Consider the following 19,668-nt stretch of genomic DNA (forward strand, 5'->3'; position numbering starts at 1 on the left):
CTTGCGCTTTTCTTATTACGAGGATAATAGGCTTCAGGTCTGATCGTCCTCATTTTTTGTATCAAGTAAATCAATCCGACTAGCGTCCTCCATTTTAAATGAAGAAAAAATACCGTACATAAATGCTGCGCCAGCCATGCCGAGACAAATGACAAAACCGATGGTCATCACCCAAAGATAGCCCATAATTTGCATTCCTCCCTTGTTAAAACTATATGCAACACCTCAATGATATTTTCGCTTGGGAAGGAAAAAAGCTAAAGTGGGATTTTAAAGTATATTTTCCAGAAAAATTCTCATCCTAACATTCGAGGAGGAATGAATGATGGGAAAGAAAGTAATACTGGCAGTATTCCTGCTATTCTGGCTGGTCCCAGCCACATCGTTTGCACAGCAGGTCCATACTGTTCAGCCAGGTGATACTATGTGGAAAATTTCAGTGCGATACCAAGTCGGACTTTCAGAAATCATTAACGCAAACCCGCAAATTAAAAACCCCAGTCTGATTTACCCGGGACAAAAAATCAATATACCAGGATTAGGTGCCGCGAAATCAATTGATGATGACGTCATTAGGCTGACAAACGCAGAACGTGCCAGGTATGGCCTCAAACCACTTGTGCCAGATGGGGAGTTATCAAGGGTAGCCAGATACAAGTCAGCGGATATGAGAGAAAAAAATTACTTTTCCCATACAAGTCCTACCTATGGTGATCCGCCCAACATGATGAGGCACTTCGGCGTTTCTTACCGCAGTGCTGCCGAGAACATTGCTGCGGGCCAAAGGACAGCAGGAGAAGTTGTGCAGTCATGGATGAATAGCCCTGTTCATAGGAAAAACATCCTGAACGGCACCTACACCCATATAGGAACCGGCTATGCCTCAGGCGGAGATTATGGACATTATTGGACGCAGTTGTTTATCACAAAGTGAAAGCACTATTCGTACCCTGCTGGAAATCGCAGGGTTAGTATATGTTTTAAGTTGATTTAGGATTATAATTAGGGATTTTTTCAACGGGGAATATAATAGGATGAACGGGGAGAAAGTTGGGTTCAACGGGGAATTAATGCATGCCAAAGGGGAATAAATGAATTCCAACGGGGAATAAATCGATAATTAATGAAAAATTATCCAAATTCCAAATGAAATCTCTCATTGAACTTAAAAAATGCCGGTCCAGAATAAAATCTGGCCGGCATTTTCAATTTTGATGTTATTAATACCTGTACTGGCAGTCAACCGATGAAACGCCGCGTTCGCCTTTTTTCCATAGGCGGTACAAGGCTTTACCATCGCTGTGCGCGCCTCCTGGGTAATCCATCGGAAGCAGGGCGAAGAACAAATAGTAAAACGAAAAATAGATAAACTGGAACGCCATAATGTTGGGTTCGAATAAGTCGAACCAGATTAAAAGATTAAGCAGGAGCATGCTTAACAGATTAAAAGTCGAGCCTCCTAATAAAATGATGGACTTTGACAATCGGTTATCGAATGTTACATATTCAAATTCGCAGTCTCCTGACCAGAAGTAGAATTGGTGTATAGAGATTTTCCAAAAAGAAAACAGTCTTTTCCCGCTGCCAAGTCTCACTCTAATACCTTTCGCGCCAAAAATTGCCGCAAATGTGATATGACCTAGTAAATGTATCAAAATGACCACAGGGAAAATCAAAAAGAATGACCAAAGAAATTTTATGATATCATGCAATCCAAACATGTGATTACCTCCTCATGCTGACTTCTAACTGATACCCGTTAAAACCCCTCATTAACAGCTAATTTATTCCTTTACCAAGAACCCTCGCCATGGCGCGGTTCCGACAGTCCTGCCCGCATCTAAGCCTCAGGTCTTACTTGAAAATCAAGCTCAGGCACGTTATAGACTTTTCGCGATAAAGGTAAGATTAAACCATAAGAGATAAGGAGGAATTGAAAATGAAAAAAGTTGGTTTAGTAGTAGCCGGAGGTATTGCGGCGATGGTTCTGATTTCGAACCTTGGCCCGCTTGTTGGGCTGGCAGTCAGCTTGCTGGTGCTGTACTTCGCAGTGAAGCAATTCTTAAAGACGAATTCAAAGGCAGGAAAAATTGGCTGGGGAATCGCCGGCTTCATCATCTTGATGGCGACAGCTTCAAACATACCAGCAATCCTAGGTATCGCAGCTGCTTATGTCCTTTACCTGGTGTATAAAAACTGGGACAAAAAAGCCGAAGCAGTATCTGAAGAAAACGATCCATTCGTGAATTTTGAGAAGCAGTGGGCTCAGTTGAAAAACAACTAAGTTTAGCGAATTACAAAATGGTTGTTCTTTAGCAGCCAGCTCTATCAAAAAATAATACAATTAAAGGAGAGAAACTAAAAATGACAAATCTAATAACAAGAATCAAAAACACTGTAATGGCCGACCTGCATGAGGCACTTGATAAAAAGGAAAATAAAAATCCAATCGCGCTTTTGAATCAGTACCTTCGTGAATGTGAAGTGGAAACAGAAAAGGTGAGGAAACTCCTGGAGCGCCAAAGTCAATTGAAGGATCAGTTCACTCGAGAGCATCATCAGGCTCTTGAGATGGCGGAAAAACGCAAGTACCAGGCAGAGATTGCAATGAGAGCGGGAGAAGCTGAACTTCAATCTTTTGCGAGCCAGGAGCAGGCTCAGTATGAAGAAAGAGCGGCAAGGCTGCAGGAGGCATTAATGAATGCAGCGCAGCAGCAGCTCGAGCTTGAGAGAAAATATGAAGATATGAAGCATAAGTTAAAAGATATGCATATCCGCAGACTGGAATTGATGGGCAGAGAGAATGTCACTCGCGCACACTACAGGATGGATCAGGTACTGGATAACCATTCTTACTCTGACAAATCCTATTCTAGATTTGCTGATATGGAGACGTATCTCGATAATCTTGAGGAGAAAATGAAAAGCTCTCACTACCGTGATACGATTGACGGTAGGATCGCCCAGCTGGAAAAAGAATTTAAAAGTAAAGAAACACATTCTATTTAATAGGCAAAACATGGTATTCTAAAGAGGCGCAGGCATCTGCGCCTTTTGGATATCACCCCGAAAGGACTTCATCAAAAATTCCTCAAAAAATGCTTTCCGTTTTAAAAAAGGGCTGTTTGGTTCAAAAACTCTAAACAAGTATTCAATACAGCCATGTAAAAGAATAAGAGGAAGGGAGGAAAGCAGAGTGTTAAACAACTTGAAGAATGACTATATCAGCTGGATTGCCATCACTGGAGTGGTCCTGCTATTGCTAGAGGTTTCGTTTTTTAACGAAGGCTTGATTTTCTCCCTTCTTGCGAGCGGGGCGATGATTTATTTTGGCCGCTCCTTAATGCCGAAGAAGTCTGGGAAACTTCTTTTCTGGGGAGGAATATTCTTTTTCCTGAGCAGTGTTTTTAGCATGATGACCTTTAGATTTTTCCTTCTGGCTGTGCTGATTTATCTTGCTTACCAGTTCGCCCAATCGAAAAAGAAGCCTGAGGTCATAACGCCCATTTTACAAGAATCGGGAATCGAAAAAAAGAAGGAAATGATCATCGAAAAGCCCTCATTGTTTAAAAATTGTCTGTTTGGCCCTCAGGAGACGCCGACTCATGTGTATGAGTGGAATGACGTCAACATTCAGACAGGCGTCGGTGACAGTGTCATGGACCTTAGCCTGACCGTTTTGCCGAAGGGTGAAACCGTTGTGTTCATCCGTAAAATTATCGGGAATGTGAAAATCTTCGTCCCATACGATTTAGAAGTAACCGTCCGACATTCTGCGGTTGCTGGGTCAGTCGAGGTGTTTGAGCATCAAGAAGGCCGGGTGCTGAACCAAAGCTTGTTCCTCCAAACGCCAGGGTATGATGAGGCAGAGCAAAAGGTGAAAATCTTCACGTCGATGGTAATCGGAAATATCGAGGTGAAAAGAATATGACCTCAATCTTGCGCCAAATTTTATGGGGCCTGACCCTTGGAATTATTCTATTTGCGGCTTTGACTTTGTCTTACCTGCTTGTTTTTCCCATCGCCAGGCTTTCTGATTTGTGGAACCGTGAGCTGATGGACATCCCTTTCATCATTTTTTCCTTCAGCATTAGCGTCGTGCTCGGAATTGCATTTGGGATCGCGTCGGGAACTTATTGGCGCAGGCAATTTCAAGCCGTTGACAGCTGGCTGTTCCAGCTTGAGGAAGGGCAGCAGCCTGAAGTCAAGCGCAACCAGGATTTCGCGGAAATTTTATCGATATCAAAACGGGTTGGGAAGCTTTATAAGCAGATTTCTGAAAAAGCGATGCTCTCACAGAAGCTTGCGACTGAAAAAGCGGAAGAGCAGGAATCCCGCATCCAGGAGATCATTTCGCAGGAACGGAACCGCCTGGCCCGAGAGCTGCATGATTCGGTCAGCCAGCAGCTGTTTGCTGCATCGATGATGATGTCAGCGATTAATGAAACAAAGGCTCCCTCCGAGGACCGTGAAGCCAAGCAGCTGAAAATGGTAGAGGAAATGATCCATCAATCACAGCTTGAAATGAGGGCATTGCTGCTGCACCTGCGCCCTGTAGCTCTTAAAGGGAAATGCCTTCAGGAAGGAATTGAGGAGCTTTTAATCGAGTTAAAGCAAAAAGTCACGATGAATATAAAGTGGAAGGTAGAGCCATTTCCATTGGATAAGGGAGTGGAAGACCACTTGTTCCGCATCCTACAGGAATCCGTTTCGAACACGCTTCGCCATTCAAAGGCAGAGCAGCTTGAAGTGCTGCTGATCAAAAGAGACGATAAGGTGATCATGCGGGTAGTGGATGATGGGCTTGGTTTTAATGTGGAAGAAACGAAAGCAGGATCTTATGGCCTCCAGAATATGCATGAACGCGCCGGAGAAATCGGTGGAACACTGAAGATTGTCAGTGTTGAAAATAAAGGAACCAGGCTTGAAGTCAAGGTTCCAATTCTAGTTGTGGCGGGTGAGAAGCATGATTAAAGTGGTATTTGTAGATGATCATGAAATGGTAAGAATCGGTGTTTCATCGTATTTATCGGCACAGCCTGATATTGAGGTTGTCGGAGAAGCGAGTAATGGCAAGGAGGGAGTCGAACTGGCTCTTTCATTGAGACCGGATATTATCCTGATGGACCTGGTTATGAAGGAAATGGATGGGATCGAAGCAACGAGGCAGATTATCGAACAGTGGCCTGACGCCAAGATCATCATCGTAACGAGCTTCCTTGATGATGAAAAAGTCTATCCTGCTCTCGAGGCCGGCGCGACGAGCTATATGCTTAAAACCTCGAAGGCAAGTGAAATCGCGAATGCTGTTAGGGTTACATACTCGGGCCAGCCAGTTCTGGAGCCCGAAGTAACGGGTAAAATGATGATGAAAATGCGCCAGAAGAATACGCTGCTGCCGCATGAGGAGCTGACAGAGCGCGAGATGGAAGTTCTGAAGCTGATAGCCGAGGGGAAGACGAACCAGGATATTGCTGACGAGCTATTCATAGCTTTAAAGACTGTTAAAACTCATGTGAGTAATATTTTGAGTAAGCTTCAAGTGCAGGACCGGACACAGGCCGTCATCTATGCTTTCAGACATTCGCTTGTGAAATAAGAGTCAGATAATCACAAAAAGGGCATCGAATGAATGGCACAAAAAAGAGGCCGATTGGCCCCCAGGAACTAATTCGCTTTTTCATCGATTACGTCTAATTTCAAAAGCATTTCGCTTAAGGCTATGGATATGACTTCCCGTTCTTCAAATTCATTTGGGTAATGGGAAGCGCTATTTATATAGTTATGCTTTTCAGCTAACTTTTCCTTTATTTTTTTGCACATCCAGAGCTGGTAATCTGAAAGTTCCAAGTGTCTGAGCATTGCCACCCACTCCTTCGTTACTAGTCATTACCCGCCAACTCCGCTTGCTTAAACGCTAAATCCAAAAAAATATCTTATATGGGAAAAATTGAGATTTCGATTGTGAAAACTCTATGAGGACGGGCTTAAAAAGACTTTAATCAAACGTTTGATTAAGGTCTTTTTATTTAAAAATTGTCACTTAGACAAGTTGAAGAGGACTTGATTATTGATTGTTAGTAGCCACATATAAAGACCACTCCCTGACGATTTCATCAGATGAACGGTCATAAGAAGCCCTATAAAGACCACTAGCTGAAGGTTTAATCAGATGAATGGTCATAAGAAGTCCTATAAAGACCACTCGCTGAAGATTTCATCATGTGAACGGTCATAAGAAACCCTCCTAAAGACCCCTCGATAAAGTTTTCATTAGATGAATAGTCACTAAAAGCCATATAAAAACGATCCCTTGCCAGATTCCCACGAATTTTCCTAAAACGTCTGGCAATAATAATCAACAGGATTTTTGATAAGAACACTTTTGAAAAACCTTGCTATTATATAGAATGAATAATAAAATAAGAGTGAATATTTAATGAACGGAGGTGAGGAGAGATGATCAAGACTGTTTTTGTGCACGGATTCTGGAATGAATTCCTTTATTTTTGCCGTGCGAAATTTGCTGTTGCAGCTGACAACGGGATACGTATGCCCTTTTTTAGCAGTTCAATATCAAAACAAAACGGTAGGATCATCTCTTTTCCCGCTTAAAAACGCATCGGTGAATGGGGAGGGCTCTATGCCCTCCTTTTGGATTCATTGATATTTGGAGCCAGGAGCAGAGCCGTCTGCCCCTGGCTTTTTTGTGCATTAATCGATGCACAAATAAGGTTGGGCAGTCTAGGTGCTCAGGTTTTTACAGCGAAAGGAGAGGTCACTTAGGAGGAAAACATAATGATAACAGTAAGTATTAACCATATAAACAAAATGTACGGCGGAAATACAATATTTCAGGATTTGAGCTTTGAAATAAATGAAAAAGACAGGGTAGGGCTTGTTGGCAGGAATGGCAGCGGCAAAACGACACTCTTGAAGCTGATCGCGGGCATGGAAGAGCCTGATGGAGGCAAGATTCACTGGAAGAAGGGGCTAAGGATTGGCTATCTCGCGCAGATTCCAGTATATGATTCGAAGATGACAGTCAGGAATGTTTTAGAAACTGCTTTTGATGAGCTAATTATAGTTCAACAGGATATGCAAAAGCTTGAAGAAGATATGGCTGCTTCCGCAGAGGATTCGGTGCGGCTTGAAAGACTGCTGGCAAAATACGGTGTTCTCCAGGAGAAGTTTTCTCTTGGAGGCGGCTATGAAATGGATGCCAATATTGATCGGATTGCCAATGGTTTGAATATTGCCGGGCTGCTGGATTCGAATTTTAACAGCCTGAGCGGCGGTGAGAAAACAAAGGCGGGATTAGCGTTAAGCTTGCTGCGTAATCCAGATTTGCTTTTACTCGATGAGCCGACGAACCATTTAGATATAATGGCTGCTGAGTGGCTGGCTGAATTCCTTTCATCTTATGAAGGGACCGTTGTCATCATCTCGCATGACCGTTATTTCCTTGATGAAGCGGCGACGAAAATCCTCGATATGGAGGATGGGGAGATTGAGTTGTATCATGCCAATTATTCAGGCTTCCTTAAGGAAAAAGAAGAAAAATTACTGCGTGAATTCCAGGCGTATGAAGAGCAGCAGAAGAAAATCAAGAAGATGAAGGAAGCAATAAAACGTCTGCGTGATTGGGCAAACCGTTCAAATCCTCCAAGTTCCGCATTGCATAAGCGAGCAACAAACATGGAAAGGGCACTGGCGAGGATGGAAAAGCTAGACCGTCCAATTTTAAACAGGAAGAAGATGAACTTCGAGCTCGAGACTGGTGCCCGAAGCGGGAAGGATGTTCTCGTCATCAAAGATGCTCAGAAATCGTTTGGCACACGAGAACTATTCAGCGCTGTGAATCTCCAGCTGCAGTATCAGGACCGCGCGGCAATCGTTGGTGAAAATGGTTCAGGGAAAACGACCCTGCTGAAATTTATCCAGGGTGAGCTCAATCCTGACAGCGGAGAAGCAAGGCTGGGCAGCAATGTGAAAATCGGTTACCTCTCACAGCACATGGAGCTTTCGAGTAAGGATGGCAGTGTGCTGGACGCATTTAGAAGTGAAGTGGTCATGAATGAAGGCGAGGCTAGGAATGTTCTAGCAGGATTTCTGTTTTACGGTCCTTCCGTATTCAAGAAGGTGTCACAGTTAAGCGGCGGTGAGCGTATGAGGCTGCGACTTGCCCAGCTGATGCATCAGGACCTTAACTTCCTGATTCTTGATGAGCCGACGAACCACCTTGATATTGATTCACGAGAAGTGCTCGAGGAAGCTTTGGACGGTTTCGAAGGCACGCTGCTCGCTGTATCACATGACCGATTTTTCCTGAATAAGCTTTTCGATAAAATTTACTGGCTGGAAAGCGGCGAGCTGACGGAAATCGAGGGGAATTATGACAGGGCGAGAGTGAAGATGGCAGAGTGGAGGAAGCGGCACGAGGATTCAGCTGTTGCAGAAATTGCACCTGCCAGGCAGCCAGTTGTTAAGACAGTAAAAAAAGATGCTGCTCCAGTAGATGAGGACCTGCTTCTAAACCAAATCGAGGCTCTTGAAAAAGAAATTGCTGTCCTTGTAAACAAAATGGCAACAGTTGCAGACCTAGAAATATTGCAGAAGCTTTACGCTGAAAAAGAAGAGTTAGATCGTGGTCGTGAGACTCTGTATTTAAAGCTTGAAGATATATCGTAGAACAGATGAAGAACTGCTCAAAAGAGTGGTTCTTTTTTATTTATAAAGCTATTTTTAGGCAGCTTCCCACAAGAAAGCAGACTTTCCTTAATATTGTCCGGACTTGTCTCATATGTTTATAAAAGTAAATGAGATAGAATTGGGAGAGAAGCTATGAATACTTTTTTAAAGGGGATGGCGATCCTTGTAGTTGCTAACTTTCTTGGTGAAGTGGTGGAGTTCCTTGTTAATATGATTCTTGCCAGGGAGCTCGGGGAAAGCGGCATGGGGCATTACATGACGATTTTGCCGACGATTTTCCTGATTATGATGCTTGCGAGCTTTGAGTTGCCCGTATCAATCTCCAAAATGGTGGCGGAAAGGGATGAATCCTACCACAGGAGTATGATTAGCCACGCGATCAGGCTTGCGGTTTTCTTTACTGCGATTCTTTTTATTGCCGCTGCTGTGACACTGCCCTTGATTCCTGTGTTCAAGGACTATCATCCGTTGATGAAGTGGGTTGTGCTGGCGCTAATTCCAGTGATGACGATTTCTGCGATCGCCAGGGGATTTTTTATGGGAAAACAGGAGATGGGCAAGATTGCGGTGTCCCATTTTATAAGAAGAGTCGTTCAGCTTGGTTTGCTGACATTTTTATTCCAATTCTTTGAATTTGGGAGTGAAACAGCCTTGCTAGTTGCTTTTTGCACGTTAGCTGGCAGCGAGGTCGTTGTCTTTCTTTATTTGCTGCACTTTTTCATTCTTTCCTATCAGAGGATTAAGAGGGTTCCAGGAAAGCACTTAAGTGGCAAAGAGGTCCGGAAAAACCTTGTTGCTGTTTCGGTTCCGACAACCGCGCTAAGAATATTCCATTCACTGACACATGCGGTACAGCCATTTTTAATTAAGGCAGCGGTCATCGCTGCAGGGATTTCTCCGGAGATGGCGACCGAGCAGTTTGGAATGCTTGCGGGAGTGGCCATGACGATTGGATTCTTCCCAGCGTTTATCGCTCACTCATTTTTGATTATCTTGATTCCGACAGTGTCCAAGGCCTACGCGGAAAGAGAGTTCCATAAGCTGCAAAAGTTGTTGCAGCAGGTTATGCTGCTGACCATATTATATGGATTGCCATCCGTAACTGCCTTTTACTTTTTGGCTGAGCCTTTGACCAGTAAGTTCTTTCACTCGCAAGAGGCTGCTGTATATGTGCAAATGCTGGCCCCTTATTTCCTGTTTCACTTTTTTACGATTCCGATGCAGGCATATTTAATCGGACTTGGATTGATAAAAGACGCCTTCATCCATTCTGTGTATGCAACGGCTGTCACTTTTTCGCTCATATACCTTGTAGGTTCCAGGCCGGAATGGCAGATGCAGGGAGTCATCGTAGGTATGAATACAGGAAGCTTGGTGATCCTGTTCTTGCATTATTTAACGATTTGCAAAAAAATCGGAATTACGTGGAGGGCTAAGAGTACAATACGGTATACACGTTATTAAAGGTTGTTTTTCTGGATAGGATTATTGAAATATTAAAAAAAAGGATTTTTATGAATCACGGAGAATGTAACAATATGAAAAACTGTCAGGAGGGATGAAGTGGAAAAGGTACTGCGAGGACATCATCTCCTTTGTGTCCATGGATTCAGGGGGATGGGATACAGTCCTGAGTTTGTTAAAAAGATGGAAAGTATCGTAAATGATATACGAGATCCTGAGCAGGATTTTTACATAAAGGTTGTGGCCGCATTCGATGATGCCTGTATGTCGTGCCCGCACCGGGGGCTTGAAATTTGTGAAGCTGGTGAGGGGTCGAATGAACATGTGTTATCAATGGACGGCAAAATCATCCGCCATTTAGGTCTAGAATCTGGCAACAGCTATCTAAAATCCTACCTTATTAATTTAACTGCTGAAAAGGTCGAACCAGATGATCTTGATTACCTTTGCAAAAATTGCTCATGGCTGTCATATGGGGTGTGCAAGGAAGGAATCGCTGATCTGCGCAAAAATCACAAATGCCTGACCAAGGGTAGTTAATTTAACTGCCGCTCTGGTCAGGCATCTTTAAATTTGTCGTCAATCAATGGGTCATTTCCGTATAAAACGAGACGGTCACCTGGTTCGAGCTCAGTATGGTATGCTTTATTGCGAATATTAATATCTCCTCTTTTAATAAAAAGAAGCATGAGGTCCTCCTCAATATCCACGATTTCATCAAATGTTTTCCCGGAAAATGGCGATTCTTCTTTAATTGAAATTTCCCGTACTTCATCCTCATCATCCATCAGGAGAACATCCTTGATTGGCAAATCGGCTAGCTCATAAGTTTCCTCCATTTCACTCTTCAGCTTTTCAGACAGTTGATTTTTCACGCCTGGTACACGAAGGATGAATAAAATAACGAGTAGTGCTCCTGCTATATAGGCAATTTCCATTGTATAAAAGGTATCTGATAACAATTGTGTGATAGCGGAAATGATAACCGCAAGAGAGAATGCTCCGAAGAGAATCAAAAAAGCACCTAATCTTCTCCTGACTGGATGGTCGATGATCAGCTCGGATTCGCCAGTAGTAAATCCGGTGCCCGTTAGCATGGAGATCACCTGGAACCTGGCAATTTTCCGATCAAGTCCTGTGGCGACAAAAATTGAAGAATTAATTTCGATTACGGTAAAAACAATGAAAAGGTAAATGAAAATAAATAAAATACCCATACACCCGCATCCTCCAGGAACATCCATCTTGTTCAATGTAGTATTTGTTGTTGAGGCTTACTTTAAACAAAAATAGACCGGGGAAGCATTCCCCGGACTTCTTAGTTATGCTGTAAATTCTCGTTGTAATAATTGACTCCATACATGGAGCCTTCGCTGACCATCTTGTTGTCTTCAAGGTCGAGCGGGTCAGGGTTTCCTGCTTTTTGAACAGGTGTGACATCCGTTCTTCCTGATGGCATGATTTTATCCTTCATCTGAGTTGCCATATTTGTAAGTTTCGATTTATTTTCAGGTTTCATCGCCATCCACAATGCCGCTGCTCCAACACCTAACATGACTGCAGATTTCATTGAGCCAGTTTGCATAGTATAGTCCCTCCTATTAATTACACTTTTTTAAGTGCATAGAGGCCTAAAGCGATTTTATCTGCCTCGTATGGTATTGTTTACCCGCTTTATCGAGATAAAAAACATATTTAAATTGGAAGTATTTCCAAGTCTAGCCGTTATTCCGTTTCAATATGTTCTTTTAAGGGAAAAGTATTATTCAAATTAGGACTAGAATATGAAAGGTCTGAGACCCATGCAACATACTTTTAACGAGGGAAAATGGAAGTGGCATGATTTCCAAGCGGGACAAGCTTCCGAGCTTAACGAGATCACTACTAAGTATCCTACCTGTAATAACTGGTACAACAACATAAAAGACAATCAAGCTAACATTCTTCAGTTAAATACACAAACAAGGGGAGAAGAATATATTTGGGGCTCTCTAATTTACAGACAGGATATCGAAGAGAAGCACGAAAAAAATATCTTCCATTTTTATATTTCAAAGGAGTTCTTTTTCACAATAGATTTTGACTTTTCGGTCCTGAATTGCAATTCCGAAAGTGTTCAAAATCAAATGGAGCAAGCGGAAAATGGTGTGGAAGGTTTTTTTATTTTGTTGGGAGAAATTCTGCTGAATTACTTAAAGAAAATTGATGAATATGAGGAGCAGCTGCATGATTTGCTCTGGAGAATGAAAGAACAGAACAATCTCGAGTTACTGGAGAGAGTGTATGAAAATCGCCATGAACTCTTGATTTGGAGGAATTTGTTAATTCCAATAACAGAGCTGAAGTATATTGTAGAAGAAGCTTACGGAAGTGATATTAATAAGTTGTCCGAATTCAGCCGGGTCGCTACCCGCATTGAAAGAATACAGATGCTTTTAAATGCATACCAGCAAGAAATTGATACAATGATCAATCTTGAGGAAGTCGTTTCGACACATCGCGGGAATGAAATCATGAAGACACTCACTGTTATGACTGTATTATTTACTCCTGTGATGGCCTGGGGAGCTCTTTGGGGTATGAATTTTAAAGTCATGCCAGAGCTGGAATGGAAGCTGGGATATGCGATGGCTGCGGCATTGATTCTGGTATCAACTGTTGGCCTTTATATTTATTTAAGAATGAAGGGCTGGATGGGGGATATTTTAAAAGGCAGGAAGAAGAATTCATTTTTCAAATAACAAAAAATCGCCCTTATTTGCAGGGCGATTTTTTATTGAAAACTATTCAGCCAGCTTTACAAGCATATGTGCAAGCATGTGCTGCTCTTCTTCCGTGCCGACCTTCCAGAGCTCTTTTAATAGCTGTTCCTCACGGTTGCGCGGTTCTACTTTATCAGCAAGATAGTCAGCAATTTTCTGTGCAGTGTTTGCGAGCTGTTCTTCATTTAACCCTGCCGTTTTACCAAGCTGGATTCGCTTGCTCAGATAGGATTTAAATTCACTGAAGTCGCCAAGGATTTCATCTGCACGTTCACGATCCAGTCGATTGAGAGTCTCGTCCACCTTGCTTGTATCAACTTCGCCATCTTTATGGATCATATGATCTTTTTCCATGTGAAAAACCTCCTCGTAATTGATAGTTATTAAATATCCATTGCTGGAATGGGATAAACATTGGGGAGCACATTGGGAGTAAGAGTGTCTGAAAATATGGTTTTTTTTGAAATGGTCTTTTTTAACAAATCGTTGACTGGATCGGAAGGTGCGAGACTCCTTTCGTAACAGTCAACACTACTCTAATAGCAACAGTGGTTACGAAAACAGCCATTTGAAAGGAACTCTATTAAAAAAGGTGCAAGCCACTAGGCCAGCACCTTTTTTAAGTCCGACAAACGGACGATGGGAGGAGTATTCAGTTTTTGGTTATTCAATTTGCTCACTGGGGTAAATCGATCTTAAATGTATCGATTTAAGACCAGCGTGCCTTGAGACAGCAACGCAAATCTTCCTCCGCTTGCATAGCCAATGACGTATTCCGAAGTCGCCGTAAAGTTCTCCACTTTAACCAGTCCCTTCTATGTTGATCTTGGCGTTGCTCAGGTCCTGCAGACAATTTGGAGGAGTATTAGTTATTGCTGATCAAAATAACTCACTGAGGAAAATCGATTTTAAGTATATCGATTTAAGACCAGCGTATCTTGAGACAGCAACGCAAATCTTCCTCCGCTTGCTAAGCCAATGACGTATTCCGAAGTCGCCGTAAAGTTCTTCACTTTAACCAGTCCCTTCCGTTTTAGTAATTGGCCTTGGTCGATCCAATGGACCGATTACGAAGTAGTATTCGGTTATCACTTACTCAAAAACGAACTGGGATGAATCGATATTAAGTCCATCGATTTAAGACCAGCGTACCTTGAGACAGCAACGCGAATCTTCCTCCGTTTGCTAAGCCAATGACATATTCTGAAGTCGCCGTAAAGTTCTCCACCTTAACCAGTCCCTTCTTTATTTTGTATTGGCCTTGCACTATTTATATACCCGGATGAAATGACTGAAAACTTAATAAACTTAATTAAAAATTGGTATTTATACCTGTTTTTGGTAAATAGTAAAAAGGCAGCCCGGAAACGAGCTGTCTTAGTCATGCCTATTTATTAATCCCTGCTCGATAATACCCCAAAGAAGCGAAGGATGTATAGGAATAGGTTAATGAAGTCTAGGTACAGATTTAGAGCCATCAAAGGCACCTCTTCCGGGCTTACACCGTAATGCTTCATCCTGTTGATATCAAATAAAACATAACCGCTGAATACAAGAATTCCAATGAAGGAATATGCAAGCATTCCTGTTGAGCTGAGCGGCCAGAAAATATTGAATATGCTGATTGCGATTAAAGCTAGTAACGCTGCCATTAGCATGCCGCCAAGGAAGCTAAGGTCGCGCTTCGTTTTTGCCGCGTACAAAGCAAGTCCGCCAAATACGACTGTCGTAGTTCCAAGTGCGTTGATGACTACATTCGCGCCAGAGGTAGCCACATAATGGGCGATGACTGGATACATCGTCATTCCGGAAATAAACGTAAACGCGTATAAGAACGTATAAGATACGGCTTTCTTTCTACGTAAGAAGAATATGCTGATCAGCATCACAACCTCGATAATAACGAGTGGAAGGAACAGCGCTGGCGGGACAAATACTCCAGCCATTGTACCAATAAAGGCAATTGCCAGTGAAATCGCAAACGTGCGCATCACCGATGGCATTAATGTTTTTTCAGAATAAGCGTACATTCTATGTCACCTCATAATTTTTGTTTGATAATATATACGGTGACAGGCTCAAGAAGTTTCATTAATTCTTTTATTTTCTTTTAATAAATCACGAATCTCGATTAGAAGTTCTTCTTTTAAGTCAGGTTTTGGCTCGACCTTCTGTTCCTCTTTCTTCTTTTTAAACCGTGTAATTAGCTTTATAAATAGAAAAATAGCAAACGCGGTAATGAAAAAGTCGACGACAGATTGCATAAATGCTCCGTATTTAATCTCTTTATATACAAGTTTCGAAAAATCCTCGCCGAATGTTACTAATCCGACAATCGGCATGATGATATCATTTACCAGCGAAGTAACAATCTTTCCGAAAGCAGCCCCGATAATGACCCCGACAGCCAAATCCAGGACATTGCCCTTCAAAGCAAACTTTTTAAACTCTTCCCACATGAAAAAGCAGACCCCCTATATAAATATTGTAACCACCCTTATATTCTGCGAGAAGCAACATCAAAAATCAATAGGGCCAGGCTGGTGGAAGAGAAGGAGAGAGGGAAAAGAGAAAAACTCTTCAACGCATCACCGCGCCGGGGGTCAGACCCCCGGCGCGGTGATGCGTTAAACGACTGGGGGTCTGACCCCCAGTGCTTTAAAGCGTTATTGTATGAGGCGCATTTTTAGGGCTTTGACGGCTGCTTCGGTTCGGTTTTTGGCGTCTAGTTTTTGGATGATGGCTGAGATGTAGTCCCGGACGGTGTAGCTGCTGAGGTGGAGGGTGGCGGCGGCTTCGTTAATGGATGCTCCTTCGGCAATCAGCTTCAGCACTTCACGCTCGCGCAGTGTCAGGACGGCACGCTGCACGCCAAATAACTGGACAGCGTCTTCATAGAATTGGTTCAGCAGTTCACCGCCATATTGGCCGAACTTGATTAACGCGGTCAAAGTCTGGTTATTGACGGTAAAGGCTTTGTTTTCGCCGCGGTCGAGCAGTGCCAGACCAATCAGCTTATTTTCGGCAGGTACATAGATTGGCAGCACGACCAATGACTTCAAACTATATTCACGCACATATTTATCCGGTAATATTTCGGCCGCTTCTTCTATAAAAATAGGTTTAGAATGGCTGAAATGCTTTAAGTATTTTGTAAGCAACGGAAACTCGGCGATGCTTTCCTTAATCTGCTGTACGGAGCCAGAAAAGACATTATGCGCATGGACGCCGACACCGCTCTGTTCACCCGGAGAATAAATGAATAAAGCACAGCGCGAAAAAGGGAGGTAGTCAACCAGTCCCTGGGTAATCATTTTTACGGCATCTGTGGCGCTCTGTGAATGGATCAAGCGCTGCTGGAACAGCAAGGTTGAATCCTTCCATTCTAGCTCATTCTCGAGGTGGTTGAGTTTCATCTGCTTCAAGTACATCTTCCGCAGCGTTTCGATTTGCTCCGATGTAATCTTTTCAGCCTGCTCCTTCACACATATGATCAGTGTCTCCGTTAAAACAGGAATCGTAAGGATCTGACAATCTTCCATTCCTGGTGTCAGAAGCCGCGACAAGCCTATTGAAAGATCGCCTGCCCCATCAGCCTGCAACCCCTCGCACATCGCAATCAACTGTTCGTTGACCGAAAGTCCATCTGAACAAATAACCTTCCTTACCTTATATTGAGATTTTTCAGTGCTGATGATCGCCAGCCAATTGCTAGGAACCGTCCGCAAATTGAGTATCGTCTGAAGCCATTTATCATCCTGGTATTCTAACTGCTGAGTCCTCAATACCTTATCGATTATTCTCGTGAAAAAGATCTGGATTGCCTGATGGTCAAGGAAACTAGTATTCTCTTTTTGTTTCAAGACCTTATGAAAAAGATTTTCAACAGCGCTGATTAAAAAGATCGCGTCGACATCATCCACAAATTCGGGATATTTTTTCTGCCATTTGTGGACAAGTGCCAGTATGAATTCATTGGAGGATTGAAAAGCAGTATTGGATAAATTCTTGAAGCCGAACGTGATCATTCGTTCAAATTCCAGAACGAGATCATTTTGCCAGGCCTTTAAGTCCTTTTTAAAGTTAGCCCATTCTTTAAGAAACGGTTTCTCGCTTTCCTTTAAAAGAAATAAACCTCTCATAGCCAAATCTTCTATTTTATGTTCCATCGGGCGGTCCTCACTCTCTTAATCCTGGTAAAAGAATATTCGTTTCAAAATTCAGATTTTTGTACGTTTATATTTATTTACCCGACAATTGACGGGGTTAACAAATTAGTTACGATATTTTCCGCGGTTATCGTTTTTATTTTTAGGGGATATGGTATAGGAAATTGAATTAATTTTGAATTTTAAAAATATTTTAACGGAGGTGGCTTTCTTGAATGAAGCTGTCGTAATGGAAAGCAAGATTAATAAGAAAGTATTTTGGACTTCACTTGCGTCTGGAGTCCTGCTGCTCGGGCTGCTGCTTGTATCTTTTGGGCTGTCAGGTGTTGCGTATGCAGTGCCGATTGCCGGCGTTGGCGACTTTTACGTTGAATTCGATAAGCTCCAGGGGGAAGGCTACAAATTTTACCCGAAGATGGGCGAGACCAGCAGTTCTGATTCGGCACCGCAGGGAACAAATTTAATTGAGACCCTTACGATTGATAACCTGAAATTATACAAGGATTTTAAAGTAGGCAGCGATTGGATCCGCGTGAAAATCCAGGCGTCCAAGCCTGTTCAGATTTCAGGTCTGCAGCATGACGCAGGTTTGATCGAGGCAAACGCAAAGTTCCAGAACCTTGCACTGAAGGAAAATCACAGCGATGACTGGACTAAACAATTCGAACAGACTTCAAGTACCATCACTCTGGAAAATGCGAAGCTAAAAACACACTACTTATTTCAGGAAACCATCAATATGGCTGGGATGAAATTAACAGTCGAGAAAATCGATAAAAAATAATCGGGGTGACGAACGATGGTTTTTAAAAAGTGGAGGCATACAAGGCCTTTTATGGGAGCAATCTTAACCGTCCTAAGCGGACTGATGATCTTATGGGTGCCGCTGAATCTATATTTGAATACATTCCTGCCTGGGTCCGTTGCGGTCATCGGACTCCTATTCGGAGGATTAATTACGCTGATGGGGCTGATGTCTTTCTTTTTGCCAAGCGCCTCTAAAGCATTGGGCATCATTGTCATATTCCTGTCGATATTATCCGTAATAGGCGCCCTTGGCGGCTTCCTGTTCGGAACGATTATCGGGATTATCGGCGGTTCGCTGTTAACAGCCTGGCGGGTTGTGCCGGCAGCTCAGGTCGTAGCACCGGAAACAGACATAGCTGATCAGGCAGTCAAAACAGGGTAAAGGAGAGACAAGATGAAGTTTTCATGGCTGGTAAAAAATAAACTGATATTATTTTTCTTAAGCATTCAGCTTGCCGCCCTGTCATTTTTTCCTTTTATCCAAAAAGCTGGCGCTTCCACCTATGATGCTGGTGGATTCATCATCCAGGCTGACAGAGTGGTCGGAGAAAATATGAAGGCAATGATCATAATGGGTGAGAAAGCAGGCTCTGAGGCCGAACCGATGCTGCGGATCACCTATGATACGGTCCAAATTTATGGAATGAAACTGACGAAACAGCTCCAAACATCTGGCGGGACTGTCAGTATTACGATGAAAGCGAGTGGTCCTGTCCACATTAAAGGGATGCAGGTAGATACAAGTGCGATTTCATTCAAGGGTGCTTGTGTGCATGCAGCAAAATTGATGCCAAGCGCGGCGCTTGAAGATGTGACCATGGTCGCCCATTCCATGAATGCTGATAGCAGCAGCCTTGACCAGCTTCAGCTGCAAACGATCAACGGGGATGGTGGAGTCCAGAAGCCTAGTCATTTGAAAATATTACAAGATTTGAGTTCCATGCCTTTTGAGCAGATGAAGAAGGAAATCGGGAAGATTACAACAGGTCAATTGCCGTTGACTTGTGAGGGAGATCTATTGAAAGACGGAAAAGTTGCGGATGGAATCGGTGATATAACGGATCCAGTGTTTGACGGTGTGACCGACCCTATAGGTGAAGTGACCGATCCATTGGAGGACACGGTCGGGAAAATAACCGACCCGTTGAAAGATACAGTTGGAAAAATAACCGATCCTCTAAAGGATACTGTTGGTAAAGTGACCGACCCACTTAAGGAGACTGTAGGCAAAGTGACTACCCCTGTCAAGGACACAGTCGGAAAGGTTGCAGATGGAGTAGTCAGCCCGGTGATAGGGGAAGTAAATAAGGTGACCACTCCAGTCAAAGAAACGGTCAAAACAACTACTGAAAATGCTAAAGCAGTTGCCCAGCCTGTCGTAGAACCAGTAAAGAAATCGGTGGATCAAACCGCTAAAACGACCTGTGAAAAATTATCCGAAGCGAATGGGCAAATGACGAAGGAGCTAGGTCTTGAATTGATCGACCAGGCTTTAAAAGAAAGCAAAGCACTTAACGAACTGTGCCCAGAAGACGCAGCGTTGACAGAGCAGCTGAAAAACTGGACCGAAGGCCTGCTAGATTCAATCGGACTGCTCTCGCTGTTAGGGGTAAAGCCAAGCGAAGAGGAACAATTGAAAAAGATGAGAGAGGCCATTTTAAAAGAGCCTGACGGAACTGTTATTTCATTTGATTAGGTCCAACAGTTATTAAAAAATGGCTCCGTTAAAGCTGAATGTTGATTTTTAAACCCTG

23 protein-coding genes are annotated in these 19,668 nt (G+C 43.0%); 14 read left to right on the plus strand and 9 right to left on the minus strand.

Features of this window, described 5'->3' with window-relative positions; genetic code table 11:
* Positions 1-33: 33 nt before the first annotated feature.
* Positions 34-186 (minus strand): hypothetical protein, encoded by a 153-nt coding sequence (locus tag V7654_RS07030; RefSeq protein WP_335429506.1) that lies wholly within the window; start codon positions 184-186, stop codon positions 34-36.
* 139 nt (positions 187-325) lie between these two features.
* Here V7654_RS07030 and safA point away from each other — a divergent pair, with 139 nt between their 5' ends.
* Positions 326-934, plus strand: a complete 609-nt coding sequence (gene safA / locus V7654_RS07035; protein WP_438825258.1) for a SafA/ExsA family spore coat assembly protein — start codon at positions 326-328, stop codon at positions 932-934.
* Positions 935-1,220: 286 nt separating this feature from the next.
* Here the strand turns inward: safA and V7654_RS07040 are convergent, their stop codons facing one another.
* Positions 1,221-1,721, minus strand: coding sequence for a hypothetical protein (locus V7654_RS07040; protein WP_335429508.1), 501 nt, complete (start codon positions 1,719-1,721; stop codon positions 1,221-1,223).
* A 218-nt stretch (positions 1,722-1,939) separates the two neighbouring features.
* On the opposite strand from V7654_RS07040, the gene V7654_RS07045 reads away from it, so the two are divergent.
* From V7654_RS07045 to V7654_RS07065, 5 genes are all read left to right on the plus strand, one after another.
* Complete coding sequence (locus V7654_RS07045; RefSeq protein WP_335429509.1) at positions 1,940-2,284, plus strand: flagellar basal body rod protein; 345 nt, start codon at positions 1,940-1,942, stop codon at positions 2,282-2,284.
* Between the two features lie 80 nt (positions 2,285-2,364).
* Positions 2,365-3,009: a PspA/IM30 family protein gene (locus tag V7654_RS07050; RefSeq protein ID WP_335429511.1), complete on the plus strand. Its 645-nt coding sequence runs from the start codon at positions 2,365-2,367 to the stop codon at positions 3,007-3,009.
* A 187-nt stretch (positions 3,010-3,196) separates the two neighbouring features.
* The gene (gene liaF, locus V7654_RS07055; protein ID WP_335429512.1) at positions 3,197-3,931 is read left to right on the plus strand and encodes a cell wall-active antibiotics response protein LiaF; all 735 of its coding nucleotides are present in this window, start codon (positions 3,197-3,199) and stop codon (positions 3,929-3,931) included.
* Complete coding sequence (locus V7654_RS07060; protein ID WP_335429513.1) at positions 3,928-4,974, plus strand: sensor histidine kinase; 1,047 nt, start codon at positions 3,928-3,930, stop codon at positions 4,972-4,974. Before liaF ends, V7654_RS07060 begins: the two co-directional genes overlap by 4 nt.
* Positions 4,967-5,599: a response regulator transcription factor gene (locus tag V7654_RS07065; RefSeq protein ID WP_335429514.1), complete on the plus strand. Its 633-nt coding sequence runs from the start codon at positions 4,967-4,969 to the stop codon at positions 5,597-5,599. Before V7654_RS07060 ends, V7654_RS07065 begins: the two co-directional genes overlap by 8 nt.
* 68 nt (positions 5,600-5,667) lie before the next feature.
* Here V7654_RS07065 and V7654_RS07070 read toward each other — a convergent pair whose 3' ends face one another.
* Complete coding sequence (locus V7654_RS07070) at positions 5,668-5,862, minus strand: hypothetical protein (protein WP_335429515.1); 195 nt, start codon at positions 5,860-5,862, stop codon at positions 5,668-5,670.
* A gap of 597 nt (positions 5,863-6,459) precedes the next feature.
* Here V7654_RS07070 and V7654_RS07075 point away from each other — a divergent pair.
* The 4 genes from V7654_RS07075 to V7654_RS07090 all read left to right on the plus strand — a co-directional run bounded on the left by V7654_RS07075 (position 6,460) and on the right by V7654_RS07090 (position 10,716).
* Complete coding sequence (locus V7654_RS07075) at positions 6,460-6,615, plus strand: RAxF-45 family protein (protein WP_335429516.1); 156 nt, start codon at positions 6,460-6,462, stop codon at positions 6,613-6,615.
* A 183-nt stretch (positions 6,616-6,798) separates the two neighbouring features.
* Positions 6,799-8,691, plus strand: coding sequence for a ribosomal protection-like ABC-F family protein (gene abc-f / locus V7654_RS07080; RefSeq protein WP_335429517.1), 1,893 nt, complete (start codon positions 6,799-6,801; stop codon positions 8,689-8,691).
* A 153-nt stretch (positions 8,692-8,844) separates the two neighbouring features.
* Complete coding sequence (locus V7654_RS07085; protein WP_335429519.1) at positions 8,845-10,176, plus strand: polysaccharide biosynthesis protein; 1,332 nt, start codon at positions 8,845-8,847, stop codon at positions 10,174-10,176.
* A 153-nt stretch (positions 10,177-10,329) separates the two neighbouring features.
* Positions 10,330-10,716 (plus strand): DUF1284 domain-containing protein, encoded by a 387-nt coding sequence (locus V7654_RS07090; protein WP_438825267.1) that lies wholly within the window; start codon positions 10,330-10,332, stop codon positions 10,714-10,716.
* Between the two features lie 17 nt (positions 10,717-10,733).
* On the opposite strand, the gene V7654_RS07095 is transcribed toward V7654_RS07090, so the two are convergent.
* Both V7654_RS07095 and V7654_RS07100 read right to left on the minus strand, forming a co-directional pair.
* Positions 10,734-11,393, minus strand: coding sequence for a TrkA C-terminal domain-containing protein (locus V7654_RS07095; RefSeq protein ID WP_335429523.1), 660 nt, complete (start codon positions 11,391-11,393; stop codon positions 10,734-10,736).
* A 101-nt stretch (positions 11,394-11,494) separates the two neighbouring features.
* On the minus strand, positions 11,495-11,761 hold the full coding sequence (locus V7654_RS07100; protein ID WP_335429524.1) for a hypothetical protein: 267 nt from the start codon (positions 11,759-11,761) through the stop codon (positions 11,495-11,497).
* A 217-nt stretch (positions 11,762-11,978) separates the two neighbouring features.
* On the opposite strand from V7654_RS07100, the gene V7654_RS07105 reads away from it, so the two are divergent.
* A complete protein-coding gene (locus V7654_RS07105; RefSeq protein WP_335429525.1) occupies positions 11,979-12,917 on the plus strand; it encodes a magnesium transporter CorA family protein in 939 nt (312 codons plus the stop codon).
* A gap of 42 nt (positions 12,918-12,959) precedes the next feature.
* Here V7654_RS07105 and V7654_RS07110 read toward each other — a convergent pair whose 3' ends face one another.
* The 4 genes from V7654_RS07110 to V7654_RS07125 all read right to left on the minus strand — a co-directional run bounded on the left by V7654_RS07110 (position 12,960) and on the right by V7654_RS07125 (position 17,107).
* Positions 12,960-13,292, minus strand: a complete 333-nt coding sequence (locus V7654_RS07110; RefSeq protein ID WP_335429527.1) for a DUF3243 domain-containing protein — start codon at positions 13,290-13,292, stop codon at positions 12,960-12,962.
* 1,040 nt (positions 13,293-14,332) lie between these two features.
* Positions 14,333-14,968, minus strand: a complete 636-nt coding sequence (locus V7654_RS07115) for a Bax inhibitor-1/YccA family protein (protein WP_335429528.1) — start codon at positions 14,966-14,968, stop codon at positions 14,333-14,335.
* A 48-nt stretch (positions 14,969-15,016) separates the two neighbouring features.
* A complete protein-coding gene (gene mscL / locus V7654_RS07120) occupies positions 15,017-15,397 on the minus strand; it encodes a large conductance mechanosensitive channel protein MscL (protein WP_335429529.1) in 381 nt (126 codons plus the stop codon).
* 207 nt (positions 15,398-15,604) lie between these two features.
* Positions 15,605-17,107 (minus strand): response regulator transcription factor, encoded by a 1,503-nt coding sequence (locus V7654_RS07125; RefSeq protein WP_335429530.1) that lies wholly within the window; start codon positions 17,105-17,107, stop codon positions 15,605-15,607.
* A 211-nt stretch (positions 17,108-17,318) separates the two neighbouring features.
* Between V7654_RS07125 and V7654_RS07130 the strand changes: the two genes are divergently transcribed.
* The 3 genes from V7654_RS07130 to V7654_RS07140 are packed head-to-tail and all read left to right on the plus strand — an operon-like array spanning position 17,319 to position 19,610.
* Positions 17,319-17,891 (plus strand): DUF6230 family protein, encoded by a 573-nt coding sequence (locus V7654_RS07130; RefSeq protein ID WP_335429531.1) that lies wholly within the window; start codon positions 17,319-17,321, stop codon positions 17,889-17,891.
* A 15-nt stretch (positions 17,892-17,906) separates the two neighbouring features.
* A complete protein-coding gene (locus V7654_RS07135) occupies positions 17,907-18,296 on the plus strand; it encodes a DUF6114 domain-containing protein (protein ID WP_335429532.1) in 390 nt (129 codons plus the stop codon).
* A gap of 12 nt (positions 18,297-18,308) precedes the next feature.
* On the plus strand, positions 18,309-19,610 hold the full coding sequence (locus tag V7654_RS07140; RefSeq protein WP_335429533.1) for a hypothetical protein: 1,302 nt from the start codon (positions 18,309-18,311) through the stop codon (positions 19,608-19,610).
* Positions 19,611-19,668 lie beyond the last annotated feature (58 nt).

The sequence above is a fragment of the Bacillus sp. JJ1609 genome, from assembly GCF_036967045.1.
GTDB lineage: Bacteria > Bacillota > Bacilli > Bacillales > Cytobacillaceae > Mesobacillus.

What these genes read in the sequence shown, in the direction of transcription:
- V7654_RS07030 (WP_335429506.1), bottom strand. Translation starts at nt 186, where the DNA reads ATGGGCTATCTTTGGGTGATGACCATCGGTTTTGTCATTTGTCTCGGC.
- safA (WP_438825258.1), top strand. Translation starts at nt 326, where the DNA reads ATGGGAAAGAAAGTAATACTGGCAGTATTCCTGCTATTCTGGCTGGTC.
- V7654_RS07040 (WP_335429508.1), bottom strand. Translation starts at nt 1,721, where the DNA reads ATGTTTGGATTGCATGATATCATAAAATTTCTTTGGTCATTCTTTTTG.
- V7654_RS07045 (WP_335429509.1), top strand. Translation starts at nt 1,940, where the DNA reads ATGAAAAAAGTTGGTTTAGTAGTAGCCGGAGGTATTGCGGCGATGGTT.
- V7654_RS07050 (WP_335429511.1), top strand. Translation starts at nt 2,365, where the DNA reads ATGACAAATCTAATAACAAGAATCAAAAACACTGTAATGGCCGACCTG.
- V7654_RS07060 (WP_335429513.1), top strand. Translation starts at nt 3,928, where the DNA reads ATGACCTCAATCTTGCGCCAAATTTTATGGGGCCTGACCCTTGGAATT.
- V7654_RS07065 (WP_335429514.1), top strand. Translation starts at nt 4,967, where the DNA reads ATGATTAAAGTGGTATTTGTAGATGATCATGAAATGGTAAGAATCGGT.
- V7654_RS07070 (WP_335429515.1), bottom strand. Translation starts at nt 5,862, where the DNA reads ATGCTCAGACACTTGGAACTTTCAGATTACCAGCTCTGGATGTGCAAA.
- V7654_RS07075 (WP_335429516.1), top strand. Translation starts at nt 6,460, where the DNA reads ATGATCAAGACTGTTTTTGTGCACGGATTCTGGAATGAATTCCTTTAT.
- abc-f (WP_335429517.1), top strand. Translation starts at nt 6,799, where the DNA reads ATGATAACAGTAAGTATTAACCATATAAACAAAATGTACGGCGGAAAT.
- V7654_RS07085 (WP_335429519.1), top strand. Translation starts at nt 8,845, where the DNA reads ATGAATACTTTTTTAAAGGGGATGGCGATCCTTGTAGTTGCTAACTTT.
- V7654_RS07090 (WP_438825267.1), top strand. Translation starts at nt 10,330, where the DNA reads ATGGGATACAGTCCTGAGTTTGTTAAAAAGATGGAAAGTATCGTAAAT.
- V7654_RS07095 (WP_335429523.1), bottom strand. Translation starts at nt 11,393, where the DNA reads ATGGGTATTTTATTTATTTTCATTTACCTTTTCATTGTTTTTACCGTA.
- V7654_RS07100 (WP_335429524.1), bottom strand. Translation starts at nt 11,761, where the DNA reads ATGCAAACTGGCTCAATGAAATCTGCAGTCATGTTAGGTGTTGGAGCA.
- V7654_RS07105 (WP_335429525.1), top strand. Translation starts at nt 11,979, where the DNA reads ATGCAACATACTTTTAACGAGGGAAAATGGAAGTGGCATGATTTCCAA.
- V7654_RS07110 (WP_335429527.1), bottom strand. Translation starts at nt 13,292, where the DNA reads ATGGAAAAAGATCATATGATCCATAAAGATGGCGAAGTTGATACAAGC.
- V7654_RS07115 (WP_335429528.1), bottom strand. Translation starts at nt 14,968, where the DNA reads ATGTACGCTTATTCTGAAAAAACATTAATGCCATCGGTGATGCGCACG.
- mscL (WP_335429529.1), bottom strand. Translation starts at nt 15,397, where the DNA reads ATGTGGGAAGAGTTTAAAAAGTTTGCTTTGAAGGGCAATGTCCTGGAT.
- V7654_RS07125 (WP_335429530.1), bottom strand. Translation starts at nt 17,107, where the DNA reads ATGGAACATAAAATAGAAGATTTGGCTATGAGAGGTTTATTTCTTTTA.
- V7654_RS07135 (WP_335429532.1), top strand. Translation starts at nt 17,907, where the DNA reads ATGGTTTTTAAAAAGTGGAGGCATACAAGGCCTTTTATGGGAGCAATC.
- V7654_RS07140 (WP_335429533.1), top strand. Translation starts at nt 18,309, where the DNA reads ATGAAGTTTTCATGGCTGGTAAAAAATAAACTGATATTATTTTTCTTA.